General features: G+C 32.2%; 26 protein-coding genes. 20 read left to right on the forward strand and 6 right to left on the reverse strand.

What is annotated here, in order from left to right; all coding sequences use genetic code 11:
* The first annotated feature begins 11 nt into the window (after positions 1–11).
* The 5 genes from AC2D8I_RS07490 to AC2D8I_RS07510 all read left to right on the forward strand — a co-directional run bounded on the left by AC2D8I_RS07490 (position 12) and on the right by AC2D8I_RS07510 (position 4,361).
* Complete coding sequence (locus tag AC2D8I_RS07490; protein WP_484705374.1) at positions 12–941, forward strand: mevalonate kinase family protein; 930 nt, start codon at positions 12–14, stop codon at positions 939–941.
* Between the two features lie 7 nt (positions 942–948).
* The gene (locus AC2D8I_RS07495; protein WP_484705375.1) at positions 949–1,854 is read left to right on the forward strand and encodes a geranylgeranylglycerol-phosphate geranylgeranyltransferase; all 906 of its coding nucleotides are present in this window, start codon (positions 949–951) and stop codon (positions 1,852–1,854) included.
* Positions 1,855–2,805: a carbon-nitrogen hydrolase family protein gene (locus tag AC2D8I_RS07500; protein WP_484705376.1), complete on the forward strand. Its 951-nt coding sequence runs from the start codon at positions 1,855–1,857 to the stop codon at positions 2,803–2,805.
* A gap of 119 nt (positions 2,806–2,924) precedes the next feature.
* Complete coding sequence (locus AC2D8I_RS07505; protein WP_484705377.1) at positions 2,925–3,758, forward strand: pseudouridine synthase; 834 nt, start codon at positions 2,925–2,927, stop codon at positions 3,756–3,758.
* A gap of 249 nt (positions 3,759–4,007) precedes the next feature.
* Positions 4,008–4,361 (forward strand): hypothetical protein, encoded by a 354-nt coding sequence (locus AC2D8I_RS07510; protein WP_484705378.1) that lies wholly within the window; start codon positions 4,008–4,010, stop codon positions 4,359–4,361.
* Here AC2D8I_RS07510 and AC2D8I_RS07515 read toward each other — a convergent pair.
* The 6 genes from AC2D8I_RS07515 to AC2D8I_RS07540 all read right to left on the reverse strand — a co-directional run bounded on the left by AC2D8I_RS07515 (position 4,329) and on the right by AC2D8I_RS07540 (position 11,766).
* The gene (locus tag AC2D8I_RS07515) at positions 4,329–5,705 is read right to left on the reverse strand and encodes an MptA/MptB family glycosyltransferase (RefSeq protein WP_484705379.1); all 1,377 of its coding nucleotides are present in this window, start codon (positions 5,703–5,705) and stop codon (positions 4,329–4,331) included. The two genes, AC2D8I_RS07510 and AC2D8I_RS07515, sit on opposite strands and share 33 nt — an antisense overlap.
* Positions 5,706–5,779: 74 nt before the next feature.
* A complete protein-coding gene (locus tag AC2D8I_RS07520; protein ID WP_484705380.1) occupies positions 5,780–7,213 on the reverse strand; it encodes a cellulose synthase family protein in 1,434 nt (477 codons plus the stop codon).
* Positions 7,214–7,266: 53 nt separating this feature from the next.
* Entirely contained in the window at positions 7,267–7,959 is a 693-nt protein-coding gene (locus AC2D8I_RS07525) for a glycosyltransferase family 2 protein (RefSeq protein WP_484705381.1), read from the reverse strand.
* The gene (locus AC2D8I_RS07530; protein ID WP_484705382.1) at positions 7,956–8,720 is read right to left on the reverse strand and encodes a toxin-antitoxin system YwqK family antitoxin; all 765 of its coding nucleotides are present in this window, start codon (positions 8,718–8,720) and stop codon (positions 7,956–7,958) included. The genes AC2D8I_RS07525 and AC2D8I_RS07530 overlap by 4 nt, the downstream gene beginning before the upstream one ends.
* 143 nt (positions 8,721–8,863) lie before the next feature.
* On the reverse strand, positions 8,864–10,453 hold the full coding sequence (locus AC2D8I_RS07535) for a 4Fe-4S binding protein (protein WP_484705383.1): 1,590 nt from the start codon (positions 10,451–10,453) through the stop codon (positions 8,864–8,866).
* Between the two features lie 14 nt (positions 10,454–10,467).
* On the reverse strand, positions 10,468–11,766 hold the full coding sequence (locus AC2D8I_RS07540; RefSeq protein WP_484705384.1) for an NAD(P)/FAD-dependent oxidoreductase: 1,299 nt from the start codon (positions 11,764–11,766) through the stop codon (positions 10,468–10,470).
* A gap of 209 nt (positions 11,767–11,975) precedes the next feature.
* On the opposite strand from AC2D8I_RS07540, the gene AC2D8I_RS07545 reads away from it, so the two are divergent.
* The 15 genes from AC2D8I_RS07545 to AC2D8I_RS07615 all read left to right on the forward strand — a co-directional run bounded on the left by AC2D8I_RS07545 (position 11,976) and on the right by AC2D8I_RS07615 (position 25,367).
* Positions 11,976–12,692 (forward strand): DUF547 domain-containing protein, encoded by a 717-nt coding sequence (locus AC2D8I_RS07545; RefSeq protein WP_484705385.1) that lies wholly within the window; start codon positions 11,976–11,978, stop codon positions 12,690–12,692.
* 110 nt (positions 12,693–12,802) lie between these two features.
* A complete protein-coding gene (locus AC2D8I_RS07550; RefSeq protein ID WP_484705386.1) occupies positions 12,803–13,711 on the forward strand; it encodes a hypothetical protein in 909 nt (302 codons plus the stop codon).
* Positions 13,712–13,751: 40 nt separating this feature from the next.
* Positions 13,752–14,750 carry a glycoside hydrolase family 113 gene (locus tag AC2D8I_RS07555; protein WP_484705387.1) on the forward strand — a complete coding sequence of 333 codons (999 nt, stop codon included), beginning with the start codon at positions 13,752–13,754 and terminating at the stop codon, positions 14,748–14,750.
* Positions 14,751–15,488, forward strand: coding sequence for a hypothetical protein (locus tag AC2D8I_RS07560; RefSeq protein ID WP_484705388.1), 738 nt, complete (start codon positions 14,751–14,753; stop codon positions 15,486–15,488).
* A gap of 29 nt (positions 15,489–15,517) precedes the next feature.
* Entirely contained in the window at positions 15,518–16,750 is a 1,233-nt protein-coding gene (locus tag AC2D8I_RS07565) for a POTRA domain-containing protein (RefSeq protein ID WP_484705389.1), read from the forward strand.
* Positions 16,751–16,807: 57 nt separating this feature from the next.
* Positions 16,808–17,500, forward strand: a complete 693-nt coding sequence (locus tag AC2D8I_RS07570; protein ID WP_484705390.1) for an NUDIX hydrolase — start codon at positions 16,808–16,810, stop codon at positions 17,498–17,500.
* 63 nt (positions 17,501–17,563) lie between these two features.
* The gene (gene prs, locus AC2D8I_RS07575) at positions 17,564–18,415 is read left to right on the forward strand and encodes a ribose-phosphate diphosphokinase (RefSeq protein WP_484705391.1); all 852 of its coding nucleotides are present in this window, start codon (positions 17,564–17,566) and stop codon (positions 18,413–18,415) included.
* Positions 18,402–18,950: a riboflavin biosynthesis intermediates N-glycosidase gene (gene ybiA / locus AC2D8I_RS07580; RefSeq protein WP_484705392.1), complete on the forward strand. Its 549-nt coding sequence runs from the start codon at positions 18,402–18,404 to the stop codon at positions 18,948–18,950. The genes prs and ybiA overlap by 14 nt, the downstream gene beginning before the upstream one ends.
* Before the next feature lie 467 nt (positions 18,951–19,417).
* Positions 19,418–20,053, forward strand: coding sequence for a DUF4291 domain-containing protein (locus tag AC2D8I_RS07585; RefSeq protein WP_484705393.1), 636 nt, complete (start codon positions 19,418–19,420; stop codon positions 20,051–20,053).
* Positions 20,050–21,018, forward strand: a complete 969-nt coding sequence (locus AC2D8I_RS07590; protein ID WP_484705394.1) for an ADP-ribosylglycohydrolase family protein — start codon at positions 20,050–20,052, stop codon at positions 21,016–21,018. The genes AC2D8I_RS07585 and AC2D8I_RS07590 overlap by 4 nt, the downstream gene beginning before the upstream one ends.
* Positions 21,015–21,548: an O-acetyl-ADP-ribose deacetylase gene (locus AC2D8I_RS07595; protein WP_484705395.1), complete on the forward strand. Its 534-nt coding sequence runs from the start codon at positions 21,015–21,017 to the stop codon at positions 21,546–21,548. The genes AC2D8I_RS07590 and AC2D8I_RS07595 overlap by 4 nt, the downstream gene beginning before the upstream one ends.
* Before the next feature lie 117 nt (positions 21,549–21,665).
* The gene (locus AC2D8I_RS07600) at positions 21,666–22,532 is read left to right on the forward strand and encodes an MBL fold metallo-hydrolase (protein ID WP_484705396.1); all 867 of its coding nucleotides are present in this window, start codon (positions 21,666–21,668) and stop codon (positions 22,530–22,532) included.
* 1 nt (position 22,533) lies between these two features.
* The gene (locus tag AC2D8I_RS07605; protein ID WP_484705397.1) at positions 22,534–23,085 is read left to right on the forward strand and encodes an RNA 2'-phosphotransferase; all 552 of its coding nucleotides are present in this window, start codon (positions 22,534–22,536) and stop codon (positions 23,083–23,085) included.
* A 92-nt stretch (positions 23,086–23,177) separates the two neighbouring features.
* Positions 23,178–23,726: a prolyl hydroxylase family protein gene (locus tag AC2D8I_RS07610; protein ID WP_484705398.1), complete on the forward strand. Its 549-nt coding sequence runs from the start codon at positions 23,178–23,180 to the stop codon at positions 23,724–23,726.
* Between the two features lie 189 nt (positions 23,727–23,915).
* Positions 23,916–25,367 (forward strand): nicotinate phosphoribosyltransferase, encoded by a 1,452-nt coding sequence (locus tag AC2D8I_RS07615; RefSeq protein WP_484705399.1) that lies wholly within the window; start codon positions 23,916–23,918, stop codon positions 25,365–25,367.
* Positions 25,368–25,437: the final 70 nt, after the last annotated feature.

Genomic DNA, 25,437 nt, shown 5'->3' on the forward strand with positions numbered 1-25,437 from the left:
ATATTGATTTTATGAAAGGCCCACTTTTTTACTCAAAAATTCTACTCTTTGGAGAGTATGGAATTATTAAAGATTCCAAAGGATTATCCATACCTTATAACTTTTTTAAAGGTGCTTTGAAAATGGATGAAAATACTTCAGATGAAGCAAAAGCATCGCGTACGAGTCTTTTTGGGTTTGTTGATTATTTAAAGAATATAGATCCAGAACTTGTTGTTTTTGAAATTGAAAAATTAAAAGCAGATGTGAATGCAGGAATGTATTTTGATTCATCCATTCCTCAAGGTTATGGGGTTGGAAGTAGTGGGGCTTTAGTGGCTGCTATTTACGATCAATATGCAGAAAATAAAATTACGGTATTAGAGAACTTAACCAGAGATAAGTTGTTAAAGCTTAAAGCAATTTTTTCTGAAATGGAATCTTTTTTTCATGGAAAATCATCAGGATTAGACCCTCTAAATAGTTATTTGAGCTTGCCAATATTAATCAACTCTAAGGATAATATAGAAGCGACAGGAATACCAACGCAAAGCATATCTGGGAAAGGCGCTGTGTTTTTATTAGATAGTGGTATCATTGGGGAAACAGCACCAATGGTTAGTATATTTATGGAGAATATGAAGCAAGAAGGGTTTCGTAAAATGTTGAAAGATCAATTTATAAAACATACAGACGCTTGTGTTGATGATTTTTTAAAAGGGGATATAAAATCACTTTTTAGTAATACAAAGCAGTTGTCTAAAGTCGTGTTGAGCCACTTTAAACCTATGATTCCTAAACAATTTCACGCACTATGGCAAAAAGGGATTGAGACAAATGCTTATTACCTTAAACTCTGTGGATCTGGTGGTGGCGGTTACATCTTAGGATTTACACAAGATATAAAACAAGCTCAAGAGGCTTTAAAAGATTATAAATTGGAAGTCGTTTATAATTTTTAAAAGCATTATGTTATCTCGAAGACAAAAGCATATTTTACTTAAGTTTTTTAGTATGTTTTCTGTTGTACGAGGTTATAATATTCTTATTATAGTTATTGCGCAATATTTAACATCGGTTTACATTTTTGCACATAATAGGCCATTACGTCAAGTTCTTTTTGATTTAAATTTATTAATGTTGGTTTTAGCGTCTGGGGCTGTTGTAGCTGCCGGATATATCATCAATAACTTTTACGATTCAGAAAAAGATTTAATAAACAGGCCTAATAAGTCTATGTTAGATAAATTGGTTAGTCAAAATACAAAGTTATCTTTTTACTTTGTTTTAAATTTTGCGGCTGTAATAATGGGGAGTTATGTGTCTTTTAATGCGGTTGTTTTTTTTTCAGTTTATATTTTTGCAATTTGGTTCTATTCACATAAGTTAAAGAAAATGCCAATCATAGGCAATTTAACATCAGCAATTTTGACTATAACACCTTTCTTTGCTGTATTTATATATTATAAAAATTTTGATACTGTTATTTTCGTACACGCCACATTCTTATTTTTAATCATAGCAATTCGTGAGCTAACCAAAGATTTAGAGAATATTAAAGGGGATCTGGCATTAAATTATCAGACAATACCTATACGCTACGGGGAAAGTACTTCAAAGTTAATGATAAGTATTTTTACTCTTTTAAGTTTTGTGTCAGCATATTTATTGATAACCAAGTTTGAAGTTGGGCATATGTATTTTTATTTTTATATCTGTATTAGCTTACTTATTGTGTTTTTAATTTTAATATGGCGCGCCAAAACGAAAAAGCAATACCTTATTCTTCATAATATTTTAAAATTCATAATAGTGGTGGGCGTTTTTAGCGTTTTACTAATAGATATAAACTTGGTATTAAAACGTATTTTATAAATGAAACATTTACTTAAAATAGCAATGGCGCAAATAACGCCAGTGTTACTAAATAAAGTTGAAACACTTAAAAAAGTAGCGGCTTCTATTGTAGCAGCAGGGCAGCAGAATTGTGAGCTTATTATTTTTGGAGAAGCATTAGTTCCTGGTTATCCCTTTTGGTTAGCTTTAACAGGAGGTGCAGAATGGAATACTAAAGTAAATAAAGAATTGCATGCTGAATATGTAAGAAACTCTATACAGATAGAAGCAGGAGAGTTAGATGGTGTTTGTAAACTCGCTAAAAAATATAAAATAGCCGTTTATTTAGGGATAATAGAACGCGCAAAAAATAGAGGAGGACATAGTATTTATGCCTCGTTAGTGTATGTTAACGAAGAAGGAAATATAAAATCTGTTCACCGTAAATTGCAACCTACTTATGATGAAAGGTTAACATGGTCTCCTGGTGATGGTAACGGTTTAAAAGTACATTCTTTAAAAGAATTTACGGTTGGGGGCTTAAATTGTTGGGAGAATTGGATGCCATTACCTAGAACAGCTTTGTATGGTTTGGGGGAGAACTTACATATTGCAGTATGGCCAGGGAGTGACCATAACACTAAGGATATAACACGTTTTATAGCTAGAGAATCACGTTCATTTGTAGTGTCTGTCTCTAGTTTAATGACGAAAAGTGATTTCCCAAAAACAATGCCACATTTGGAACAAATTCTTAGTAAAGCTCCAGCGGTATTAGCTAATGGAGGTAGTTGTATCGCAGGGCCCGATGGCGAATGGATTATAGAACCTGTGTTACATAAAGAAGGATTGATTATAGAAACTATAGATTTTAATAGAGTATTTGAGGAGCGTCAAAATTTTGATCCCGTTGGACATTATTCGCGTCCAGATATTACTAAATTAATAGTAAATAGAGAGAGGCAATCTACAGTCGAATATGATGATTAATAGCGTTTTACTGGTCTGAAAACAAAAGGCTAAACAAAAACGAAAAATCTTAAATTATAAACTATCTTTGCACTCTCAAAACGGCTTAGCTGTAGTGGAGCTGTAAAAAGAATGAAACGATGAGTAAAGAAAGCGGACAACGAAACGGAAAATCTGCACCTAAAGGTGGGAAGAAAGACTACAAGAAAAAATACACAAAAGGAAATGCTCCAATAAAAAAGAAAACGACAGCTAAAAAGGCTGTAGATTCAGACGAAATACGTTTGAATAAATATATTGCCAATTCAGGGGTGTGTTCACGTCGTGATGCAGATGTACATATAGCGACAGGCTTAGTTACTGTAAATGGAAAAGTAGTAACTGAAATGGGGTATAAAGTAAAGTTAGAAGATGAGGTGCGTTACGATGGTGGGCGTATAAATCCAGAGCCTAAAACGTATGTGTTATTAAACAAACCAAAAGGGTTTGCAAGTACTACTAGTGAACATAAAGGAAAGACAGTTATGGATTTGGTAGCCAATGCAACATCTGTTAGGATAAAACCAATAGGTCGTCTAGGAAGAAACTCTACAGGCTTATTATTATTTACAAACGATGATAAAGTCGTTAATCGTTTTACAAACTCTAAAAAAGGTGTAGAACGTTTGTTTCATTTAGAATTGGATAGAAATCTTAAGTTAGAAGATTTAAAGCGTATTAGAGAAGGCATTAGGATTGAAGGGAGTATGGTAAATGTCGAGGAGATTGACTATGTTGATAACAGAAAAAATGAAATAGGAATTAAGGTTAAAAATACAGGAAATACAATTTTACATACTATTTTTAATTACCTAAAGTATGAGTTGGTTAGAATAGATTGTGTTGCTATAGCACATTTAACTAAAAAGGATTTGCCTAGAGGGCATTGGAAACATTTAACAATACAAGAAATAAATACTTTAAAAATGATGTAATTATTTTTATAAAAAGTAGAAAAACCACAATTATGCATTGTGGTTTTTTTTGTTTTTATCTTATAAAAATAACAACGCGATTTTATTTTAAATGTTATATAGACTCTAAATTGGAATATAAGAAAAGAATTGCCTTTTGTGTGATTAATAAAAGAGGCTTGTTAACAATAGAAAAATTATTTTGTATATTATAAAAAGTGATGAAAAAGAGTGTTTTCTAAAAAGAAGTGATAGCTAAAAAAATACAAGATGAAACTAAAAAAACTAAAAAGAGTAACAATGCCATTGTTGCTTTTATCCATCACTTTATCCTTCTTTTTAGGAAGTGCTTCTGAGGATTTGAATCGCTACGATGCGATAAAATCTAATCACTGGAAAGGTTCAGAAGAATCTTATTTTTGGAATTCCAAAAAGGAAGTATTAGACAATGTTTTAAATCCAAAAGTAAATGATAATGATACAGTGTTTCGCTGTGGAAAGAGTAAAATATACCATCCAACACTAAAACATGGTTCCTTTAAAAATTGTAAATCTGAAGTAACCAAATTATTGAAGTGGAAGGCAAAGAAACTAGGGATGAGACACTGTAAATGCCGTGGTTGATTTTTTTAAAATAACTTCCCAGATAAAAACGGTATAAACGATTACATATTCTAGAGCTATGATCCAAAGGTTCTCTGTATGCTCTGTATTTGCATAAGCTAAATAACTAATAATGACTATAGCACTCCAGACTAAAGCGAATTTATATCTGGTAAATACGCTTAAAACAAGTATTGTAGCAATATACCAAGGGTGTACAGTTGTACTCATAAATAGGTAAAAGGTAAAAGCAAATAACATTGCAGTAATGAGGCGTTTGGTTGAATCATTTTTTCTAAAAAATGCGACAGATATAACGAATATAAAAACCAAGGCAGGTGTGATCTTACCAATGATGGCAATTTCATTCCAGCCTCTAAATCCATAACCAATATATCTGGCAAGATAATAGATGCTTGCATTGAATTCAAAGTTTCCAAACCAAAGAGCAACTGTTTTAGAATAATTGTTTATGAATTCGTAAGAGAAAAAAGGCATAAATAATGATACAGTGGTTAATCCTATAATTGCATAAAATAAAATTAAGTTAAAAAGACCTTTAAAGCCTGGTTGTTTGGACATAAACCACCAAAAGAATAACGGTAAAAATATAAGAGGCACTAATTTTGTAGCAATGGAAAGGGCAAATACAACTCCAGCCCATTTCCATTTTCCAGAGTGTAGTAAATATAAGCTCCAAACAAGAAAGAAAATCATGACTCCTTCAAAATGTAAGTTTCCAGTCAATTCAATGATTATAAAAGGGTTTAAAATATACCAGAAAATATTAGATATAGGGAGCTTAAAATGTTCTAAAAGTTTTTTTCCAAAATAGAGTGTGCCAATATCTGCGGTAATAATAAGTAAACGCAATAGTATTGTAGAGCCTATAATACTTTTGCCTGCAAATAAAGCAGCTATACTAAAACAGAGTTGATTTATTGGAGGATAATTTGTGAAATGACTAGCATTTAAACGTTGCATACCTTCATAAAGTAGTTGTGCCTGGGCTACTGGAGCCTGTCCCATAGCTATAAAAGATTCTGGGGTGTATAGATAAGGATTTAAGCCTTGTAGAATCATGCGGCCATCCCAGAGGAAACGATAGAAATCTTGTGATAAGTTGGGAATAGCCAAAATAAAAACGAGCCTAAACAAGAGGGCGCTAATGGCTAGGAATTTAAAATAGTCTTTACCAATTTGTAAGAGTTTATAAAATAAAAAGAAGGCTATAGCATAAAGACTAATTAGTTTTACATAATCGGTTCTATGCAAATCATAAGCGAAAATAAAATAGAATATTAGCCCTAACGTGCATAGTAGCATTTGTGCTCTATTGAATTTTAGTAACGAAATGTTTTGCATTTACATATCGGGTATTTATAGGTTCCTAAATGCTATTAAAATAACTTTTAGTTAAGGGAATTTTTAAGAAAAAACTAAGCTTTTGAGGTTAATGATTTAAAAAACACATAACCAAAGCCTAAAAACAACATCAAATGAAATGGGAATAATCCAAAATCACCTCCTTGATTACCAACAACGAATGCGCTATACATACCAAAAGCAAAATAGAGCATTAGTATACCTTCAAAAATAACATTTAATGAAATATTCTTCTTTAAGTACTTATTGCCTTTCCAACTATCCTTTAAAGTACTGATGTTAAATTTAGGGGTGCGAACAAACTCACTACGTTTCCCCAGATGTCCCTCTAAAACGGCAATGGAGTTATGTAATGAAAAGCCCATAGCTATAGAGAAGAATGTGAAAAACATTATGATATATTGTACAAAATTTTTGAGTCCACCTCCATAAGAACGCTTGTACATATGCCAATAACAAATAAAGAATATAATAGTACTCACAACAAAGAAACTCATAACATAAAAGTATGGCTTTAAGTGTGTGTATTCATTTTTAATGTATAGCATTGGGATGCTTAAAATACCAACAATAAGTACATTTAGAAACATTGTACTATTTAATAAATGAAGTATACCATGTAGTTTCGTTTTGTTAGAAATGTTTTTATTGCCAAGGACACGCCACATCATTTTTCTAAAGTTTTCGGCTCCACCCTTATTCCATCTAAATTGTTGAGAACGCGCAGCACTAATAACCACAGGTAATTCTGCTGGCGTATGTACATCTTCTAAGTATTTAAATTTCCAATTTTTTAATTGTGCTCGGTAACTAAGATCTAAATCTTCAGTTAGGGTATCTCCTTCCCAGTTTCCTGCATCTATAATACATGCTTTACGCCAAATACCAGCAGTGCCATTAAAATTAATAAAATGGCCTTTACTATTTCTGCCAACCTGTTCTAAGGTAAAGTGAGCGTCTAGTGCAAAGGCTTGAATTTTTGTTAAAATGGAGTAGTTCCTATTAATATGGCCCCACCGTGTTTGTACAACCCCAATTTTTTTATCTTTAAAAAAAGGAATGGTACGCTTTAACCAATCTGGTTTAGGAAGGAAATCTGCATCAAAAATGGCTATAAACTCCCCTTTAGCAACAACCAATCCTTCTTTTAATGCGCCAGCTTTAAAGCCTTGCCTATTAGTACGGCATATGTGTACGATGTCTAAACCTGTTTCTTTTAGTTTAAGTACTTGAGATGCTGTGGTTTTTACAGTTTCATCAGTAGAATCATCCAGTACTTGAATCTCCAATTTATCTTTTGGATAGTCTATTAAAGCAATGTTTTTTAATAAGCGATCCATAACGTACATCTCGTTAAATACAGGGAGTTGTATTGTCACATAAGGTATTTCTTTTGTGTTTTCTAAATCAAATTTAGGTGCTTTATTTTGTTTTTTCTGTGCTGAAAGATAGTTGAACAGCAAGTTTAGTTGCGCTAATGAATACATAAAAATAAGTATTAATGCAACTGAGTAAATAACGATTATAATGGTTTCTAAAATCACTTTTTAAAACTGTATTTAAATATCCAACCTAAAATTTTAAATCCTGCAAATATAGTACCTTTAACTGTACCAGACACTTTTGAAACGCCTATTCTTTGTTTATATCTTACAGGAATTTCAATATAATTTAGTTTCTGTTTTAATGCTTTAAGTTGCATCTCTACTGTCCATCCGTAGGTTTTGTCTTGCATATTCAAGGCAAGAAGCTTATCATATTTTATAGCTCTAAAGGGGCCTAAGTCTGTGAATTTAGCATTAAAAAACAGAGACATTAAAAAGGTCGCAAGCCAATTACCAAAAACCTGTTGTGGGGTCATAGATCCTCCTTCTCTAAGCCGCTTTATACGGCTACCAATAACGAAATCCATATTGTCATTAATTATTGGAGCAACTAGCTTTGTGAGTTCTTCAGGATAATCACTGTAATCACCATCTAAAAATACAATAATATCTGGTTTTTGATCTTGTTGCTTTATATAAGACATCCCTTTTAGGCAGGCATAACCATAACCTTTGTTAGTTTCTGTTAAAACTGTAGCGCCTGCTTGTTTTGCATTTTTTACAGTATTATCTGTAGAGTTGTTATTAACTACAATAACTTCTTCAACAAGCTTAGGGATATCGTTAATTACGTTTGCTATAGAATCTTGCTCATTATAAGCAGGAATGATGACTTTTATTTTTGTCATTTGAGATCGCTAAGTTTATTTTCTTTTTTGAAGGAAGACAGGTCTGTCCATTTTTTTATTTTTTTTCCTTTGGTAAATTTTGTTGCTGCAACCAACTTTTCATTTTCATACATTAAACAATACCCATTTTTTTGATTGTCTTTTAATTGGCATTTGTGATTTATTTTTTCCATGGTATCATAGAATAGCCACCAATTAGATTTTTTACCCTCTACAAAGTGCCCTTCACTTTCTTTGTTTCCATTGACACGGTAAAATTGCCAATAATTTGTGGTTTTCCCATCTTTATAGGCTCCCTTTTTTTGAATTTTACCATTTTTATAGTAAAATTTCCAGTAACCATCCGCTTTGCCGTTTTTAAAAGGACCTTCTTGCGAGAGTTTTCCGTTATCATAATAGGATTTCCAATATTTCGATGGAACTCCATTTACAAATGCGCCTTCTTTTTTTAATTTTTTATTACTGTAAAAGTACTTCCAAAAACCCACTTTTTGAGCATTATTGTAATGACCAAAAGCTTTAGAGTTTCCGTTTTCGTGATAAAATGACCAGTAGTTGGTTTTTTTTCCATCAAGGAACCACCCTTTTTTTTCTATTTCCCCACTAGGAAAGTAAAAGATCCAAAAATCAGTTTTTAGGTTGTTTTCCAACCAGCCTTCAGCTTTAAGAGTTCCGTTGTCATAATAAATTTTCTTATATATTTTTTCCGAAGGTGTAATAAAACTTATAAACGATATTATTATAATTATAAAATGTTTCATAGTTGCTTTCTATAAATGAGGAAGTCAATTAAATTATATACCAATAACAAGCCCCAATTGTTATTGATAATAGAAACGATTTAAAGCGATATGTAATATTTGTTTTTTATTTCATAAAAAATTATTTTTTATTTCATAAAAAATTATTTTTTATTTACTAATGCCATTAGGTCTACATCATTACCTAATAATACTTCAGTCGGATTAATTCTGCCTTCCATACTATCGTTTTCTAATTTAAGAACACCACGTGGACAAACAGCACTACAAACACCACAACCAACACAACTAGAGCGCACAATATTTTCTCCTTTTTGCGCATAAGCACGAACATCTATTCCCATTTCACAACTATTGGAACAATTACCACAAGAAATACATTGTCCACCGTTTGTTGTGATTCTAAATTTTGAGAACATGCGTTGTTGGAATCCTAAAATAGCAGCCATTGGGCAACCAAAACGACACCAAGATCTACTTCCTAATATAGGATAAAAACCTGTACCTATAACACCTGAAAATATAGAACCTATATAAAGACCATAAGCAGATCTAAGATTAGCTGCTTTAATAAAGAAAACGTTTTCTGTAGATCCCGTAAAATGCATTATTAAAAGTAATGCAATAACAACAAAATAACCAATAGCTCCATATTTTGCGTCTTTACCAAGTTCATTACGCTTAAAATACATAATTATAAGGAAAACTAGCGTTAAAAAACCAATGACTAGTCCGATAAATAAACCTTTGGTTAACCAGAAATTATTACTGTCGTAACCTAAATAAGTATAAACCATCGCTACTGTCATCACAACCGAAAAGACAAGAACAGTATGTATTAACCAGCGTTCTAATTTCCAAGCAGACATTTTTTTAGAAGATAATTGTCTGAAAGCGTCTCCTGCTGTTTCGGCTAGGCCTCCACAACCACAAACCCATGAGCAATACCAACGTTTACCATATTTGTATGTAAGAATAGGAGTGATAACAAAAACGGAAAGAATTCCGAAGACAATCAAAGCTAATCCTATATTTCCATTAGATAAAAATCCTTTTACAGACCATTCATCAAAAATATAATAGTTAAGTGGCCATACACTTTTTAAGTCATAATAAGGGAGGTTTGAATTCATTCTATACATGAATTCTGGAATTAAGAATGCAAAAGCTAATTGAAAAAACATAACCGATATGGTACGTATTTGTTCATAGCGATTGTGACGGTATTTTAAAATGAATTTATAACCAAAGGCAAAAATAGCTACAGTATATAGCGTGCCATAGACAAACCATTGACTAGCAGGTCTACCGCTTAGTAGGTTGCTTAAAGGATCGAAAAGCGCAATTAAACCTGTATTTGCTTCGCCATTTGCTCCAAGTCCTAATAATTCAGGAAAAAAGTAAAGTACAACATAAAAGGTGGTTAAAACAACGCCGGTTATCCAGCCCCAAGCACCTCGCGATGATATGGACTTAAACCATACACCATCATTTTTAATGCCTTCTAATTTTGTAAGATATGCCTCTCTAGAATAAACGACTGTACCTATAGTGATTAGGCCTAATGATAAGGTTAAGAAAAGTGCTTTATTAGGGAAATTGGTGTTAAAAAGTGCTAATATTAGTATAAATAATCCAATAATACCTGCTGCTAATGCAATTTTTTGTTTTTTCGAAATGTCTTGCGGGTCAGGTTTTGCCAAAGACATACTATTATTTAATTTATTACTCATGTTATTGTTTTGGATTAAACCGTTTGTAAAGTTTTGTTAAAGGCCGATAAGATGTCCTTTTCAAAATGAATGTAGAATTCTGGATCAAAGTTAGCTTCATTCAAGTTTTGTATCACATAATCAACATTTCGTTTTTCAGTTAACCAGCGATCAAATATTTCATGACGCATGCGTATACCAAAAGTATTTATGCCTAAAAAGGTATGGTCTGTTGTGTTGTAGCACACTGTAATACATTTAGTATCATCTTTATGTATCCAATGGAAATGCGTTTCATGTGCTCTAGGTTTAGCAAATACCCAACCATAGGTTTGATATTCTATGTCTAAAAATTTCGCAGAGTTGAACCAATGTCCAGGCTTGTATTGTGTCGGGTTGTCGCAAATGGTCTGAGCTAAGGCTTCACCCATCATCCTTCCTGTATACCAGACCGCTTCTATTGGTCTGCGTTGTCCAATAGCCTCGCGTTGTTCTGCGCAATCTCCAATCGCAAAAATATTTTTAATATTAGTTTCTAAATGTCTGTTCACTAAAACACCACGATTTGTTTCGATTCCAGAGTCTTTTAAAAAACTTATATTTGGAGATACACCAGCGGTTAAACCTACGAGGTTACAGTCTATTTCTTCCCCCGTTTCAGCCACTACTATAGATTTTACTTTGCCATTACCATCAGATTTTATTTCTTTTAGGTTAACACCAAGCCTCAAGTCTATATGATGATTTTTAATATGTCTGTTAATCATTGCGCTTTCTCCTTCAGGTAGGACACCATTCCAAAAGCTCTCTTCTCGCACTAAAAAGGTTACTGGAATATTTCGTGAGTTTAACATTTCTGCTAACTCGATACCAATTAAGCCACCACCAACAATTACAGCGCGTTTACATACTTTATTATTGGGAGCGTTACGTTCTAAGGTATCGAGATCTTGTTTACTATATAAACCTTGAGCGCCTTCTAAATCTTGACCAGGCCATCCAAACTTATTTGGTTTGCTTCCTGTAGCGATAATAAGTTTATCATACGTTAAAGTGTCTCCTTCAGCAAAGTGAAGCGTCTTAGAATTGGTTTCGATAGAGGTTACATATCCTTTTTTAAGATTAATTCTATTCTTTTCCCAGAACCAATTTTCATAAGGCTGTGTATGTTCAAATTTCATATGTCCCATATATATGTACATAAGTGCCGTTCTTGAGAAGAAGTAATCCGTTTCAGTAGAAACGATAGTAATTTTTTTATCAGATAGTTTTCTAATGTGCCTTGCGGCAGTTACTCCAGAAATTCCATTTCCTATAATAACAATGTGTTCCATAATATTCGTGGTTATGTAGCGGTTTGTCGTAATTAAATATAATAACTTAAATCTGTTATCGTATTTAGAATAGATATAAATAGCGTATGGATAAGAGCAATTGGGTTAACTAATATGTAGGTCTATATTAAGTTTTTTTAAGTTTTTTGAAAGTTTAAAGGGATAACAGGGACTTATATGCTTGTGAAGTACATTTAAAATTTAAAAGCATGAAAAAAATAATCATCATACTAGCAATATTTATAGGGAGTATTCCTGTAGACGCACAAGATTTAAATGCCTTTTTTACTAAGGCAGATGCGTTTTTCAAGGCAAATGTTTCTAATGGAAGAGTAGCTTATTCTGCTATAAAAAAGAATGAAGGAGCATTAAAAGAGGTGTTGGAAATTGCGGAAGGCATTTCTGTTTCTAAAAATCAAGCAGAAAAATATCAGGCATTTTGGATTAATGCTTACAATTTGTCTGTAATAAAAGGGATTGTAGATAATTACCCAACAAAGTCTCCTTTAGATAATAAGGGGTTCTTTGATAAGGTGAAATATAGTTTGGGCGGAAAGAAGATAACCTTAAACGATATTGAACATAAATTATTAAGAGCTCAGTTTAAAGATGCTCGTTTTCATTTTGTATTGGTGTGTGGAGCGATAGGATGTCCGCCTTTAATTAATAGCGCTTATATGCCAGATACTTTAAATGCTCAGCTAGAAAAACAAACCTCATTGGCACTTAATGGCGATTACTTTATTAAAGTAAATGCTAAGAAAAAGAAAGTTTTAGGTTCTAAAATTTTAGAATGGTATAAGAAAGATTTTACAATGAATGGGCATACAGAGATCGCATTTATTAATAAATACAGAACAAATAAAATTCCTGCAAAATATAAACTAGGGTATTTTGCTTACAATTGGAATGTGAATAAACAATAAACACCCTTTTTGAATGTAAAAGGAGTTTATGTATTAAGCAATTTTAAAAATTAAATCAAAAACAAAACGAAGTTTCCAATAATTTTAAAAGGAGGCTAAAATTAACAATTATGAAAAAAGTAGCAGTATTGGCCATAGCATTGACTGTCGGTTTTATGGGGTTTTCACAAGACGAAGATGCAAAGAGTAACGTGCAGGAGTACACCCCTTCAAAATTATTAAAAAAGGGGCAGTGGGATATTAAATTCTTTAATAGTTTATATACACAAACGAAAGTTACAGGTGAAGGTACAGGTAAGTCTATTGACATTGACAGAGAGAATTTCTTTACAAATACTACAGAAATTTATACAGGTGTAAGTGAAAATTCGAGAATTAATGTTGGTTTAGTTTTTCAAGTTCGATCAAATACTTATGGCGGTCAAGATGCTTTTAGTGTTTTTAGCTTTGAAAATAATGGGAGAGATTCTCGTAGCGGTTTAACGACTATTGCACCATCTATTAGAGTACAACCATTTGCTAGTATCGCTAATTTCTCTATTACGAGTTCTATTTATCTTCCAATATTTAAAGATGAGCCCAATTTCGCATATTTAGATAAGCGTAGTACTTTTTGGGAAACTAAATTTTTCTATGACAAAACTTTTGGAGGTGGCGATTGGCAAATCTTTACAGAAGCTGATTTAGGTTTTAATTTTGGAGAAAAAGGAGAAGATGCCGATCCTACAAATGTTAATGTGGGAGAGCGTTTTGCAAACAATAGTTTGTTTTTGCCTGTGAGCGCTTTTTTAAGCTACTTCCCGTCGTCTGAATCAACCATTTTTGTTAATGCTCAGCAAGCTTTTTTAATAGATCTAGGAAATAATTTCGAACAAAATTATACACAGTTAGGATTTGGTGGTAAGTATCAATTAACAGAGGCTTTAAACTTGGAAGCTTCTTATGGTAAAATCGTAAGAGGAAACAATTTTCAAGGTTTAGGAAGTACTTTTAGTATTGGGTTAAGAGCTTTATTATAGTATAAATAGTAAATTAGGAGTTTAATAAATAATCAACACGATGAAAAAAATTAAACTCCTATTATTTCTTATTTTGATTCAATCATGTACTGGGCAAGCGCCAAAAATAAATGGAGTAAGCTTTGTCGCATCAAAGGATCCAGTTAATGATGAACATGTTAATCCAGTAGTTGAAATCAATGCTAATTATGCAGCAGTGATGCCTTTTGGTTTTATTGAAAATTTAAAACATCCAAGTATTGTTTTTAATACAGAACGGCAATGGTTTGGAGAAACTAAGGCAGGAGTAAAACAGTATGCAGAAGCGCTTAAGGCTAAAGACATAAAAATAATGCTGAAGCCACAAATTTGGGTTTGGAGAGGTGAGTTTACTGGTTATATTAAAATGGAAAATGAAGCCGATTGGAAAACATTAGAACACTCGTATTCTAAATTTATATTAGAATATGCAACTTTAGCAGAAGCTATAAAAGCGGAAATTTTTTGTATTGGTACAGAACTAGAACAATTTATAGCCAATCGTCCAGGGTATTGGAAGAGATTGATCGTTGAAATAAAGAAGCGTTATAAAGGTAAATTGACTTATGCTGCCAATTGGGACGAATTTAAACGTACTCCATTTTGGAATCGTATGGACTTTATTGGTATAGATGCATATTTTCCTGTTAGTATGAGTAAAACACCTACTGTTGCAGAATGCTTAATAGGGTGGAAAACGCACAAGGATGTTATAAAAGGGCTCTCATTACAGTATAATAAACCTGTTTTGTTTACAGAGTTTGGATATAGAAGCGTAGATTTTTCAGGAAAAGAACCTTGGAAATCAGACCGAGATATGACAAACGTAAACTTGGAAGCACAAACCAATACCACAAAGGCTTTGTTCGATACTTTTTGGAAAGAGGATTGGTTTGCTGGTGGATTTTTATGGAAATGGTATCATAATCACAATAAATCTGGAGGTAAAGAAAATACTAGATTTACACCGCAGAATAAACCTGTAGAGACTGTAATAAAAGCACATTATGCATTGTATTAAATGAAATCTGTAAAGCTTATAATTCTTTTACTGTTTACAGCAGCATGCTCAAATTCGAGTGATGATGAGGCAGTCGTTACTTCATTGACTTTAGGCGAATATGTAAGTGGTCGTGCGATAGAAACTGGGGCTGTGATCGCGTGTGCAGCAAGTGAACAAAATACAAAAACGCTTTTAACTTTTTTCTATCCCGAAGAAGGTGCTACAAATATTCAATATTTTGAAACAGAGGATCTGACTACTGAAAAGGACAACTTAAACGCTTATACTGCAGTTAATTTGAAGAGTGCGCCCTTTTTTAATGGTTATTTAAGATGTTTTAAAAATAACATATCCATTGAAAAATGGATTATTATTACTTATGAACATGATGGGCTGGTAAAAATATCTAATCCCATTCGAACCAAACAAAATGATAAGTCTACAATTTGGAATGATGTGGTAGCTATAGACCAAACGGTTTCTTTAATGCCTGAATTTAGCTGGGAAGCCAATGCTTTTGGAGACAATGCTATTTATTTTCAGGTAATTTCAAATTCACAAAACGACTTGATTTCAGGAACTTATACTTATGAAAATAAATTTCAATATTATGATACAACAAATGTGGTATTAAACATAACTCAAGGAACGCCTCCTAATTTGGTTAGTAACTTGCCATATAATTTTACACTAATGGACGTTAGCGCAGATAACTGGGTTAATTTGGTTGTTCAAAAACAGTTTATAGCACAATGATAAAGTCAGTCTTGTTTTCATTTTTTTTCATGAGTTTAACCTTCATTGGTTTTAGTCAGAATAATGTTATCGATGATTTAAAATTTCAAGGGAATAAAAAGATAAAAACAGCATTCTTAAAGAAAATAGCGAGAATAAAACCTAACGATGTATTAGACTCTGTGGCTATTGAAAATGATATTAAGCGTTTAAAGCGATTGCCTTCGGTAGCTCATGCTTATTATCAAGTATTTCATTCTCATGATAATGCATATAATGTGTTTTATAATATTGAAGAGAATTTTACAATTATTCCTTCTGCAAACATTTATACCTCTAACGACGATGAGTTTGCGTATAGATTAGGGCTCTATGATTTTAACTTACTGGGGAGAGGTATCAGCTTTGGTGGTTTTTATCAAAATGATATTTATAGTAGTTATGGAATTAGCTTAAGAGCACCTTATTTATTTACTAGGAAATTGGGTTTAGCTATGACTTTTCAAGACTTAACGACTCAAGAACCTGTTTTTTTTAATAATACTACTGCCGATTATAAATATCGAAATAAATCATATGAAGTTTTAGGACTCTATGAGATTAACTTTAAACATAGATTAGAAGCTGGAATTAACTCCTTTTCCGAGGTTTATGAGTATAAGTCTGGCGCAACTAGCGCAGATGTCCCTTTAGATTTAGATGTGAAAAAATTATTATATAAGTTTATTTATGAGTACAATAACTTAAATTACGATTATCAATACGTTTCTGGGTTTAAGAGTACTTTTAATTTTCAATATGTTACTTCTACGAGTGAAGATTTACCTGAGTTTGCCATTGGTTGGAATGATTTAAATTACTATGCAAGAGTCGGATTAAGAGGGAATTGGGCTAATCGATTGCGTTTAGGGATCTCTAAAAATGATGACACACCATTTGCTCCTTTTTCAGTAGATAATAATCTAAATATTAGAGGGGTAGGAAATATTATAGATCGCGGTACAGGAGTAATTATATTAAATACAGAATATAGATACACGCTTTATGATAAAGGCTGGTTTGCATTACAAGGCAATGCCTTTATTGATGCTGGAACATGGCGTAATCCTGGTGGCGATTTTGGGGATTTTAGCCAATCGCAAAACGTACGTGTGTATCCAGGTGTTGGACTTCGATTTATACATAAGCAAATTTTTAGTGCTATTTTTAGAATAGATTACGGTGTTGGAATCACACCAGATGCTACGCATGGTTTAGTCTTTGGAATCGGTCAATATTTTTAAAAACAACTTTTTACTTTATTTATAAAGCTATAAATTTGTGTTATAAATACACAAATAATGGGAGTCCTTCAAAATATAAAAGTAGCAGTAGATGCTGTTGTTTTTGGTTATGAATCTAAAAAAAATCTATCAATACTCTTAATACGTAGAGGAGTAGCTCCCTTTAAAAGCAAGTGGGCTTTACCTGGTGGATTAGTATTAGAGAATGAATCTCTTGAAGAGGCTGTAGAACGAGAATTACAAGAAGAAACCGGTGTTAAAATTGATTATTTAGAACAGCTATATTCTTTTGGTAATCCCAAACGAGATCCTAGAAATCGAGTGGTGTCTATAAGTTATTTTGGGTTAGTTAAACCCAATCACTTTAAAATAGAAGCGGCTACAGATGCAGCAGATGCACAATGGTTTCCTGTAAATGACATACCTGAATTAGCCTTCGATCATCAAGTCATTTTAGATTTAGCAAAATCTAGATTAAAATCTAAACTGCATTATCAACCTATAGGTTTCGATCTATTAAATAAATCCTTCCCTTTTTCAGATTTAGAACACCTATATACTACTATTTTAGAAAAGGATATCGATCGAAGAAACTTTCGTAAAAAACTAATGAGCTTTGGGATTATCGAAGAAACTGGAGAAATGAGTCAAGCATTAAGTGGTCGACCAGCAAAATTATTCCGTTTTAATATTAGTAAATACAATGCTTTAGCAAAAGAAGGCTTTCATTTTGAAATAAAGTTTGTGTAATATTTACGCAAAATATTTTGTCGCTTTATAATTATAATCTACATTTGTGTAAAAACAACGCAAATGTATTTAAACTTAGATCCTCAGTTTACGCCTTTTGGTTTAGAAAATAATATTTCATTTCAATCGTTTACTTTTTCTGGAGGAGAACCCCATATAAAAATAAACAAAGATTTATCTGCGATAAAAGAAGTAACGGTTACTACACGAGTAAGGTCTTTTAACGATTTTGGTTTGTTGCTATTGACTATTGATGCTTTAAAGCGTTTTTATTTAGAAAAGATAAACGTTTTTATCCCTTATTTCCCAGCAGCAAGACAAGATCGTGTTATGGTTGTGGGAGAGCCATTGTCTTTAAAAGTTTATGCAACTCTTTTAAATAATCTAAACTTAAGCAAAGTAACTGTTTTCGATACGCATTCCGAAGTTACTTCTGCAGTATTAAACAATTGTGAAGTAATAACTAATCATAGTTTTATAAAACACGTAGTCGATAGTATTAATGAAGAAGTTGTATTGATTTCTCCAGACGGAGGGGCGTTAAAGAAAATTTATAAAGTCTCAGAATATCTAGGAGGAGTGCCTGTAATAGAATGCTCTAAAAAAAGAAATGTGAAGAATGGAAAACTAGAAGGGTTTAAAGTATACGAAGACGATTTAAAAGGAAAAACATGTTTAATAGTCGATGATATTTGCGATGGCGGTGGTACCTTTTTAGGGTTAGCAGAAACATTAAAAGAAAAGAATGCTGGCGATTTATATCTAGCTGTAAGTCATGGAATTTTTAATAAAGGATTAGAAGCTTTAAATGAAAAATTTAACAGGGTATTTACAACAGATAGTTTTAAAACGGTTGATACAAATCAAGTTGAGCAAATTAAATTACAAGAATTAAAGAATAATGAAATACAATAGAGAAAAGTTAATCTCAGAATTTCAAAAAAAGAAGCGAGTTAAATATCTTTTCTTTTGGGGGCATACGCCTAATAAATACGGAAGTATTGATAAAAGTTGTTTTAGTCAATGGTGGCAAGTACCATTTAGTGTGAATAATATGGTATATAAAACAGCTGAACATTGGATGATGGCAGAAAAAGCAAGGCTATTTAAAGATGCTAATTGTTTAGAGCAAATTATTAATGCTAATACTCCTGCTGAAGCAAAACAATGGGGGCGAAAAGTGATGGATTTTATTTCTGAAGAATGGGATAAGCATAAATACAGAATAGTGGTAGAAGGCAATAAACATAAATTTTCACAACACCCAGAATTAAAAACATTTTTAGTAAATACAAAAAATAGAGTGTTAGTAGAAGCAAGTCCCAGGGATCGGATATGGGGAATTGGATTAGGGGCTTCTAATGAGAAAGCAGAGAACCCATTATTATGGCGAGGTGAAAATCTTTTAGGATTCGCTTTAATGGAAGTAAGAGATGTATTAAATAAATAGAGTCGTTTTAACGGAGAGTAAATATGAAAACAGTAAGATTATATAGGCCGATTGGAGAAAAAGAACTGATTTTAATAGCTGAAAGTGGTTTTAAATATTTTCCTCCAAGATTAAAACAGTAACCCATATTTTATCCTGTTTTAAATGAAGAATATGCAACAGAAATAGCGTCACAATGGAATACAAAAGATGCTTTTGGTAATTATTTAGGGTTTGTTACAGAGTTTAAAATAACAGAAGAAGAATATTTAAAATATAAGGTTGAAAATGTAGGAGGTAAAATTCATAATGAATTATGGAGGCCAGTAGAAGAGTTAGAAGGCTTTAATAATGGTATTGTTGGAGATATTAAAATTGTTAAGGTGTGTATTGGAAGTCAATTTAAAAAAGTGTCCCATCCATTAGTACAGTTAGAAATTGATAAACGGAACAAATAAATAATAGAATGAAATTTTATTTAGCATAATATGAAACTAAATATAAAATTATATAAAGAGCAATTAAAAAAGTGGCCAGAGAAAAACCATCATATCATGGCACAATACAATGATGACGAAATTATAGTATATCAGTCATATAGACCTTCAATAGGGCGTTTTGCAGTACAAAATCAATATTTTGGAGGTGATTTTAGGTATAGTAGAATGACATGGATTAAACCTAATTTCCTTTGGATGATGTACAGAAATGGTTGGGGAACAAAAGAAGGTCAAGAAGTGATATTAGCAGTACATTTAAAACGAGACGCTTTTGAGCGTTATTTAAGCAAAGCGGTCTACTCTAATTTTCAAGAAGATATATATACTAATGTAGCCGAATGGAAAGCCGAAGTGAAAAACTCGTCTGTTCGATTACAATGGGATCCAGATCATGATCCTTATGGTGTAAAATTAGAACGAAGAGCTATTCAAATAGGGGTTAGAGATGAGGAGATAATAAAATATGCAACAGAAGATATTATAAAAATAGAAGATATCTCCGAGTTTGTAAGAACACAACATCAACACGTTTTAAATAATGAATTAGACAAGTTGGTGGTGCCAGAAGAGAAACCTTTTTTTAGCAATAATGATGAGGTGAATAAACGATTACGGTTAAAATGAAAACAAATATAATAGAAGCAACATTTTTAGGATTGGCAGTTGGAGATGCTTTAGGTGTGCCAGTAGAGTTTAAAAGCAGAGCCTATTTAAAACAATTTCCTGTATCAGGTATGATGGAATATGGAACACATCATCAGCCCAAAGGAACTTGGAGTGATGATAGTTCTTTAACCTTTTGTTTAGCAGAGAGTTTATGTAAAAGTTATAATTTAAATGATATTGCAGTAAAATTCGCCAAATGGTATAAAGAGGAGCTTTGGACGCCTCATGGTAAAGTGTTCGATATTGGTATAGCAACTAATCAAGCCATTAATTGCTTTTTAGAAGGTCGCCCAGCGACTATGTCTGGAGGAACAGGAGAGTTCGATAATGGTAATGGTTCACTTATGCGTATCAGTCCAATAGCGTTTTATGTAAAAGATATGCCAATAGAAAAACGCTATGATATTATTAAAGCTGTATCCTCAATAACGCATGGTCATATACGATCTATAATAAGTTGTTTTATATATGTTGAGTATCTGTTAGAATTGATAGAAAGCAAAGACAAGTTAGATGCTTATCATAACATGCAAAAACGAGTAAATCATTTTCTAAACACTAATTCAATATGTTCTCAAAATGAGATGAATAAGTTTTGTCGCATTTTAGAAAACCCTATAAATGATTCTGCGACAGAACCAGTACATTCTCTAAAGGAAAATCAAATTAGTAGCTCAGGTTATGTATTAAATACTTTAGAAGCTAGTTTGTGGTGTTTTTTAAATAATGATAACTACAAAGAAATTGTTTTAAAAGCAGTAAATCTAGGGGGAGATACAGATACAACAGCATGCGTGGCTGGGGCATTAGCAGGATTATACTACGGCAAGGCTAATATCCCAAACGATTGGATAGAGTCATTAGTAAAAAAAGAAGACATTCTTAATTTAAGTAAAAAGCTCTCAAGCACGTTAAAATTATGAAAATAGAACTAATAAAAGTAGATATAACAAAACTAGAAGTAGACGCTATCGTAAATGCTGCTAACTCTTCGCTATTAGGAGGTGGCGGTGTCGATGGCGCTATACATCGCGCAGGCGGAAAAGACATTTTAGAAGCTTGTAAAGTTATTAGAAATAAGCAAGGCAAGTGTAAAACAGGAGAAGCAGTAATAACAACTGCAGGGGAATTGCCAGCAAAAAAAGTAATCCATACGGTAGGACCAGTTTATAATAAAGGAAGCAGGCTTGAAAGAAAAAAAGAATTACTTGCTAACTGTTATATAAATAGTTTAAAATTATTAGAAATGAATAATTTAAGCTCAATAGCATTCCCTAATATAAGTACAGGTGTTTACCGTTTTCCAAAAACATTAGCCGCAGAAATAGCAATAAATACCGTTATGCAATACAAAAGTAAAAGTATTACAAGAGTTGTATTTGTATGTTTTGATGATGACAATTTTAACTATTATAAGAATATTTTAAATGACAGTTGTAGAGAAGTAAAATAGATATTAGTCATAAAGAATCTATTTCAACATCACATATAAAGTAAAGGCTAAAAAAATAGAAGTAATAACAACATTAAAAATAGAGCAGAATAAAACTTTTGTTTTCGAAGAAATAAAATGAAACTAACATTACACGGTTACTCAACAGCATTATTTGCAACATGGTATTTTATAGAAGAATTAGGACTTCTCTTTGATGCAGGAGATGGCTTAGTATCTAACCTTTTAGGAAAGGCTGGGAAAATAAGAAACGTATTTATATCGCATGCCGATAGAGATCACTTAACTGGATTGTTTCAGTATAATCAATTGTTTTCAAAACCAAATTTAAATATGCATTATCCAAAAGATGCAAACTCGTTTAGATATTTAAGTACGTTTTTAGAGCGATTTGATCCACACATAAATAAAGCGAACTGGAAACCGTTACAAGATGGAGAAACGATTACAATTAAAAACGGGTACTCTGTTCAAGGGTTTGAGAATAACCATATAGCGGTGTCGGGTCAGTTAAAAAGTTTATCCTACAAAGTTATAGAAACTAAGCATAAGTTAAAAGCAGAATTTTCAAATTTAAGTTCAAAAGAAATAATAAAACTTAAACAAGAAAAAGGCGGTAATTATATAAAAGCAAAAGAACAAACAAATATCTTAATCTATTCTGGTGATACACCAGTATTCGATTATTCAAAATACGATAACTGTAAAACCTTAGTTCATGAAGCTACATTTTTAACCAAAGAAGAAGCACAAACAAAAAACAATAAAAACAAACATAGTTCTTTAGAAGAAGTACTAGAAATGGCTGCAAATATCTCAATAGAAAAAATAATATTAGGGCACTTTTCATCTAGATACGATATAAACGAAATAGACGCAAAAATAAAAGAAGGGATAAAACACTATAATATTAAAATACCAGTATATAGAATGCCAATAGGAAGAATGCAGAACGATATACTAAATGGAAAACCTATAAATTAAAATGAACGATAAAAATAAAAAGCGTATAAGTAAATTCCTAAGTTTAATATTGAGGCATAATCCAGGTAAAATAGGGTTGAAATTAGACGATAATGGTTGGGCAAACGTCAAAGAACTAATTGAAAAAGCAAACAAACGCAATGTGAAGTTCTCAATAGAAACATTAGAAAATATTGTAGAAACCAATGATAAGAAACGCTATGCATTTAACAACGATAAAACAAAAATAAGAGCAAACCAAGGACACTCAATTACAACAATCGATTTAAAATTAGTGCCAATAGAACCACCAGAATATCTATATCACGGAACAGTAAGTAAGTTTATACCAGTCATAAAAAAAGAAGGTTTACAAAAAATGAGTAGACAGTACGTGCACTTAACTAGCGAATTAGAAACCGCAATAAAAGTGGGGAGTCGGAGAGGACAAGCCATTATTTTAACCATAAGAGCTAAAGAAATGCACGAAAAAGGCAATCCGTTTTACCAGTCGGAAAATGGTGTTTGGTTAACAGATACTGTGCCAGTAGAATTTATAGAATTTAAAGCTTAAAAAATATAAACACAATATGTTTTGCGTTAAAAAAGAGCGCTTTTTTATTAAAGTGATTTCCTTTTTTTATGGAAATGAAAAGAATACCTTCAATGAAAAGAATAGAACTACACCCAACCATATTCCTAGTAGAAGATTTTTTATCGCAAGAAGAATGTGATAAGTATATTGCGTTTAGTGATACTAAAGAGTTTGAAGAAGCTAAAATAAACAGTGGCGGACAGCAAGTAATGAATAAAGGTGTGCGTAATAACGATAGAATCCTGTTTTTTAATAACGAATTAGCAGAGAATCTTTGGCAACGCGTACAACAATATGTGCCAGAAGGCATGGGCTTGTTTACAGGATACGGACTAAATGAAATGTTTAGAATATATCGCTATACCAAGGGGCAACGTTTTAAAATGCATAGAGATGGAAGCTACCATCGTAATGATAAAGACTGTAGCTTTTTCTCGCTAATTATTTATTTAAATGATGATTTTGAAGGAGGGGAAACAGAATTTAGAAAACTATTTACAGTACAACCCAAAAAAGGGACAGCATTAATATTTCATCATCCACACAGACATGAAGGTAAAGAATTATTAGAAGGTATAAAATATGTATTGCGAACAGATATAATGTATAAAATAAATTAGATAATTACTTGAGTTAATATAGATAGAAAGCAGGCTTAGAGAAAAGTATTTTCTGAAATGAGTAATATTGAAATTATAAAAAGGATATTATTAAAATAGAATGTAGTAGTTAGTCTTGCTAAATATTTAAGCGAAGGAATTTAAATATCAATAAATGAAATACACAATAAAAATTAATACCCTACATATATGAACCCATTATTATTTACAGACGGCTACAAAGTAGACCACAGAAGACAATACCCAGACCAAACCACTTTAGTGTATTCTAATTGGACACCAAGAAAAAGTAGAATAGCAGGTGTAAATGAAGTTGTGTTTTTTGGGTTACAATATTTTATAAAAAAGTATATTATAACGGATTTTAACACTAACTTTTTTGGAAAACCGAAAGCTGAAGTTTGTAAACGCTATTCAAGACGTATTAATAATTATTTAGGAGCTAATCAGGTTGGAATCAAGTATATAGAGGATTTGCACGATTTAGGTTATTTACCAATGGTAATAAAAGCCTTGCCAGAAGGTGTGGCTGTTCCCATTCGTGTACCTATGTTAACTATGTATAATACTAAAGCCGATTTCTTTTGGTTAACTAATTATTTCGAAACGATATTATCAACCACATTATGGTTACCTTGTAATTCGGCTACCATAGCAAAACAATACAGAGGGATACTAGACTTATATGCGGCAGAAACTTCGTCTATTCCAGAATTTGTAGATTGGCAAGGACATGATTTCTCAATGCGTGGTATGGGTGGATTAGAATCGGCAATATTATCTGCTGCAGGACACCTGTTAAGTTTTACAGGAACTGATACCATACCTTCTATAGATTTTTTAGAACACTATTATAATGCAAATTCCGACACTGAATTGGTAGGAGGCTCTGTTGCTGCAACAGAACATTCTGTAATGTGTATGGGTACCAATATAGGAGAACAAGACACTTTTAAGCGCTTAATAACTGAAGTCTATCCTAATGGAATAGTATCTATAGTTTCCGATACTTGGGATTTATGGAAAGTACTTACAGAGTATCTGCCAAACCTTAAAAGCGAAGTGTTGGCAAGAGATGGAAAAGTAGTTATTAGGCCAGATAGTGGTGATCCCGTAGATATTATCTGCGGAAACCTTATGGGGAAAACCGAAGCAGAACAAAAAGGCGTTATCCAGTTATTATGGGAAACTTTTGGAGGGACAACAAATACCAAAGGATATAAAGAATTAGATGCGCATATAGGCGCCATTTATGGAGACAGTATAACGCTTGAACGTGCTACACAAATATGTGAACGCTTAAAACAAAATGGGTTTGCTTCTACTAATATTGTTTTAGGAATAGGCTCATTTACTTACCAATATAATACTAGAGATACGTTTGGTTTTGCTATGAAAGCAACTTATGGGGAGGTTAGAAGCGAAGGGAGAGAAATATATAAAGATCCAATTACAGATGATGGTACTAAGAAATCTGCTAAAGGCTTAATTAAAATTGTAAAAGAAAATAAGACTTATAAATTAATAGATCAAGTATCTTGGGAAGAAGAAGCACTGGGAGAATTAAAACTAGTCTATAAAAATGGAGAATTACTAAAAGATTGGTCTTTAGAGACTATTAGAAAACGAATAAGGCAATAATTTTACTCTAAGTTAAATTAGGAGACGGTCAATTGAGATGTCCTTTTAATGCTAAAAAAGTATTAAAAAT

Source organism: Lacinutrix sp. YIN62 (assembly GCF_057219185.1).